This is a genomic window from Chryseobacterium sp. FR054 (assembly GCF_056844565.1).
The window spans coordinates 1-5,062 of record NZ_JBXDSA010000012.1; the positions used below are offsets into that span (position 1 = coordinate 1).

Annotated in this window: 7 protein-coding genes; all 7 read right to left on the reverse strand. The window is 32.3% G+C overall.

All coding sequences use genetic code 11. The features are described from left to right. Positions 1-125 precede the first annotated feature (125 nt). Positions 126-923, reverse strand: a complete 798-nt coding sequence (locus tag AC106S_RS23990; RefSeq protein ID WP_482442504.1) for a hypothetical protein — start codon at positions 921-923, stop codon at positions 126-128. A gap of 6 nt (positions 924-929) precedes the next feature. Beyond that, a complete protein-coding gene (locus AC106S_RS23995) occupies positions 930-1,637 on the reverse strand; it encodes a hypothetical protein (protein ID WP_482442505.1) in 708 nt (235 codons plus the stop codon). After that, complete coding sequence (locus AC106S_RS24000; RefSeq protein WP_482442506.1) at positions 1,638-1,988, reverse strand: hypothetical protein; 351 nt, start codon at positions 1,986-1,988, stop codon at positions 1,638-1,640. It abuts the gene before it with no gap. 45 nt (positions 1,989-2,033) lie between these two features. After that, a complete protein-coding gene (locus AC106S_RS24005; RefSeq protein ID WP_482442507.1) occupies positions 2,034-2,507 on the reverse strand; it encodes a hypothetical protein in 474 nt (157 codons plus the stop codon). After that, on the reverse strand, positions 2,482-3,309 hold the full coding sequence (locus AC106S_RS24010; protein ID WP_482442510.1) for a hypothetical protein: 828 nt from the start codon (positions 3,307-3,309) through the stop codon (positions 2,482-2,484). The genes AC106S_RS24005 and AC106S_RS24010 overlap by 26 nt, the downstream gene beginning before the upstream one ends. A gap of 338 nt (positions 3,310-3,647) precedes the next feature. Next, positions 3,648-3,959 (reverse strand): hypothetical protein, encoded by a 312-nt coding sequence (locus AC106S_RS24015; protein WP_482442508.1) that lies wholly within the window; start codon positions 3,957-3,959, stop codon positions 3,648-3,650. Beyond that, positions 3,952-5,062, reverse strand: a 1,111-nt coding sequence (locus AC106S_RS24020; RefSeq protein ID WP_482442509.1) for an RHS repeat domain-containing protein, incomplete at its 5' end; no start/stop codon positions are given. The genes AC106S_RS24015 and AC106S_RS24020, both read right to left, overlap by 8 nt.

Below are 5,062 nucleotides of genomic sequence, written 5' to 3' on the forward strand. Positions count from 1 at the left end.
GAATACTACAATATTTAAAAATATTATTATGAGTAATTTATTTAGTAGTTTCATCTTTATTAGTTTTGGTTAGTTCATCTTTATTAATTCTGGCTTGTGATGCTTCTATAACCTTCTTCATCTTCTCACCAGTCTAAACTATCAACTAATTTATCCTTTGCTAAATTTAATACGGCGATATCTCTTCCCCCTTTTTTTAAAATACAAAATATTACAAAAACGTCCAACTCTTTGAATTTACAGCCCTCATATAATTTATTATCTCCAGTAAAAGATATAAATTTTAGATCATCATTTAAGTTCTGATAATAAAACTCATGATCGTTGATGAAAATTAGGGGTCTGGAATATGTGATTGATGAAAACAAATAAATTGAGGGAACGCTTAATAATAGTTCTTTTGTTTTTTTATTGTAAATTTTATATTGATTATTTTGAAAAAAATAGGAATAATCGGAAATATTTTCTAATTGCACAAATACAGAAGGTCGTTCAACCCTTAACAATAGAACATCATTTATTAGCTTGGAATTTGGACTTTTTAATATTTTGTTAAAATTCACTTTTTTATGAATTTCCTTTTTGTTTAGTATAGCAAATTCTATTAATTTTAAGTTATCCAATAAATCAAAACTATTAGCCTTAATGTGTAAAAAAATATTTTTGTTATCTCTGAATAGGTATTCTGCTTGTTCACTGGGAATCATTTCTAGGAAAATTTCTATGGGATCATTATAGTTATATTTTTTTGATAAATCTTTAACATATTCACTAATAATGATTCCTTTATTAATTTCTTCTCTATAAGAAAAACTAGATATGTGTACAGTTATATTTTCAACTGTATGTTTCACTGTAACATTTTTTCCATATATGTTTATGAAGAAAAAACATACTAATAATATTAAAAATTGCTTTTTCATTTTCTATTATCTAGGTTTTTGAACATAGTCATCTTTTGTTTCTTGCTTTGGAAGTTCAACAGGTGTAAATCTCTGAGTATTTTTATTGTTAGGATTCTTTTTCGTATAAGGATCTTTTGCTACGCTTGTTGAATCAGGCTTCATCGATTTAACATCTGTTCCATTTTTTGTACCAGGTCCGTAAATAAATACATAACCTGAAGAAGTAATAACAACATCACCTTCAAAATTAGGATTTTCTTTGGAGGACTTAATTGATAAGTCAATATCTCCACTGTTACCATAATCAGATGGACTATCTTGTCCTGTACTAAATTTTCCATTTCCTAAATCGACTTCATCTCCAGCACCATGAGTATGACCGTCACCGATTTCCACAGCTCCTTTTGGTGGAGCACCCGCAAGTTTAGGAAATCCCATTCCTGAGTCGGGACCGGATGAATAAGGCTTGGTATAAGAATAATAAACTCCATTTGCACCTTTCATTTTATAAAATCTTGTGGAAATTTCTCCATTCATTCTTATTGACATATTATTATACTGATTTCCAAAGTTCTCAGCGGCTTCTAAGTAAGTTTTATGTATACTCTTGGGTTCTAATCCTTCCAATTCCCTTGCGTCAATTACTCTATTTCCACTGAAAACATAAGGTGCCCATGTTGGATATTCTTCTGCGAGAGGGTCTATGTTAAAGAAACGACCAATATCCGGCATTTAATTTCTCCACTTAAATGAGTAAAAGCCCGTCTCCTGTAATTCTTGACCTTGGTACTTGTACTGATAAGCATTCTGCGTAGTAACCGTATAATTATGCAGCAATCCAAACGGGTAATAATCATTCATTTCTACAATCTCTCCCGGTCTCCAGTCCATATAACAAACATTTCCGGCTGGGGATTCTGTACATTTCATAGGCTGGTATTTTCTGGGCTGAATGATTCCGTCTTTGTTGGCATCCGTATAACTTAGTCTTACATTGCCCGGATGATCTGTGTAATGATAGACATATCTGCCGCTCAGTGCATCGTAATATCCTTCTGAAGTGGGAATAATTCTCAGTTTCATCTCAGCCACTTCATTCGGATCAACAATTACCTTTTTAAGGAATGACTAATTACAATTATTTTCCATAAAAGCCTTTATTTCTTTATCATCATTAATAAACTTATTATTTTCAAAATAAAGAGCAGTTGCATTAACCAGAGACTGACTTCCTTTTGGTAAAATAGATATATCATATATAACTTCTTTAAAATGAGAGTTAAAAAAATTAATGACTTTCAAATCTTTTTCAGATTCATCTATATCATAAACTATTAAAACATTTTTATACATATATAATTTTTGCCTTTTAGGAATATTATCATTATAATTCATTTCTGCCAAAGAAAACAAAAACTTATTATCATTACATTTCTTTAAAAAATTTATTTCAAAAAAAACAAATCTTCCAAAACTAATCCTGTTATCTAAATAATTATTAAAAGACTTATCTATCCTTTGAGCAGAACAACTTATATAACTAAAGTTTAGCAAAGTCGTTAAAAATATTACTATTTTAATCTTTTTTAAATTTCCCTTCATAAGCTTTAATTATTGTGAAACTATTGTATATTACCGTTGTATTATAATTTGGAGAATAAATAAAATGTATAGCCTTAGGCATTCTCTCTGCAGATGCTCTATCTCCCTTAATTGCACTTTTTATTATAGAAAAAGTATAGCCATTTTCTTTTCTCGGGAATTTGGACATCATAAAACCACTTGGGTTTAAGGGACCTGAAAAATCAGTTCCTCCTCCATTTTGAGATAACATAAATCCCGGATGGAGATGTCCACTCAATTTAACATTATCACCACTATAAACAGTATTTGCTGAACTTTCATTGTGAGATGTATAAACTACAGTATTATCTTTGCCACCTATATCTGCTGTTTGAATTCCGAATTCAACGTTAACCTCTCCTGCTTTCATCCAATCAGCAACCTGATTAAAATATTCTAATGCTTTAGCCTCATTTCCTTTGAAATCTATATATTTATCTTTAGCAGCATTATATTGGTATTGATTTTTTTTAATGAAATCTTTTTCTCCAATATCATATCCACCATCATTATTTTCTTTTAATTTTTGGTTTTTTCCTTCTCCTTCAAAATTTTTAGATGTGTAGATAACATCTCTATCAGTTTCTCCTCCCCTTCTATTTAAATATCCCTTTTCATCCATTTCATAAATATCCTCATTTCTTCCATCCGGATCAATAAATCTAATAGGATTATTAAATGCATAACGATAAGGTGACCACGCTCTATTTAATTCCGCCAACGGGTCTACCACACCCCCATCTCCCGATATCCGGCATATAGAACCTTGCCCCGTAATCATACATCCCGGTCTCCTGCAACTCTTTCCCGTTGTACTTATAATTAAAATAACTGTCCAACTGTCATCTGGAGATCCCTTCAATATGGTTCAATCCAAAAGGATAATAATTGTTGACATCCGTTATTTCAATTGCGCCTTCGTTGTTTCTGGCATAGCTTACCCTGGCATTTCCTAGGTGATCTCTGTACTGGTAAATATAGCGGTTTTCCTAAACCTGCACATAAAAACCACTACAGATGCAGTGGTTTTTGTGTTTATTCGCGCAAAGTCAGGATAATTTACAACTTTGGCTACTTGTTTATCTTACTCCGAAGTTTGAAACTTCGGAGAGCAAGTTTTTATTTCCGATTTTTTATTCTATTAATAAAAGGAAAAGTTTCATTGTATTCTACCGAAATAGTATCACCAACTTTATATTGTTCATCATAACTCGGATTAGAATAGTCTTTACCATTTACTGAAAATTTATAATAGTAGTTAAATGCTCCTGTTATAAAGCCTCTCCTTAAAGCATCTTTCTCTTTAATAACTAAGCCAGATGTTGTTTTTGTTGGAAGAACAGACAATAAAGGTCTATATATTAATACATTTCTGTTAAGAAAAATAATAAATAGTAGTATCAAGACTAAAAGTATTCTTTTTTTATTCATTTGTCTTATCTTTTAATTTATCTACATTATTTTTAGATGTTGCGTTTACAGTATTTTCAACGGCTTTATTTGTTGAGTTTTTCACCCCATTACTTAATTGTTTGGATATGCCTTTTATATCAAGTTTTTTCGCAACGCTATTTGATGTCCTAGAGCTAAGTCCTGTTACTTTCTTTACCAAATTTTGAGACTTTGTGTTGCTCAATTGAAATTTCTGTGCAACTCTATCTAATTTTGCAGTCTTAGCTAAACCTCCTGCTTTTTTAGCAATCCCTCCTGCGGCTGCATCTACAAGAGTATTTTTAGCTATGTTACGGACATTTGTTTCAACTTTAGCTCCCTTTGTAGTATTTACTTCTACTGTGTTTTTTGCTATCATCACAGTTGTCTTTATAGCTGCTTTTCTAATTGCACTTCCGCCTTGTGTTAAAGCACCTTCCGCAGCTGATAAAGCTATTGATGAAAGAGAAATATTATCAGTCCATTTATTTTTAACCGTTGGGTCAAGATAGTTAGCTGCGACTTGCATACCATAATCAGTTAGTCCTCCTACAAGCGCACCAACAATACACGTTGGACATCTTCCATCCGGGTCATCAAATTTTATAGGATTGTTATATCCATAAGAATAAGGACTAAGGTTATCGGGATTGAAGATTCCTCCACCATTTCCTAAAGTGTTTTCAATTGCACCAGCTACTTCGTCTTCGTCTTCATCATCTATGTCATTCGGGTCAAAAGTAAAGTCTAAATCTTTTATTAATGGGTCTGACTGCATCCATCTTCCGATGTCTGGCATATATTGACGCCAGCCGTAGTCATACATCCCGGTCTCCTGCAGTTCCTTTCTGTTGTACTTGTACTGATAATTTGGATTTCCCCCCAGATTATTATACCCCTCATGCTTCAGGCCAAACGGATAATAATTACTTTCCTCAATTACTTCTGTTCCTGTGCCGTTTTTAGCATAGCTTAGTCTTACATTTCCCAGATGATCTGTATAATTGTAAATATACTTATTTTTTACATAATCAAAATAACCTTCTGAAGTAGGAACAAACTGAAGCTCCGGAACCGGAGGCGGGCATCCCGTACATGGATTC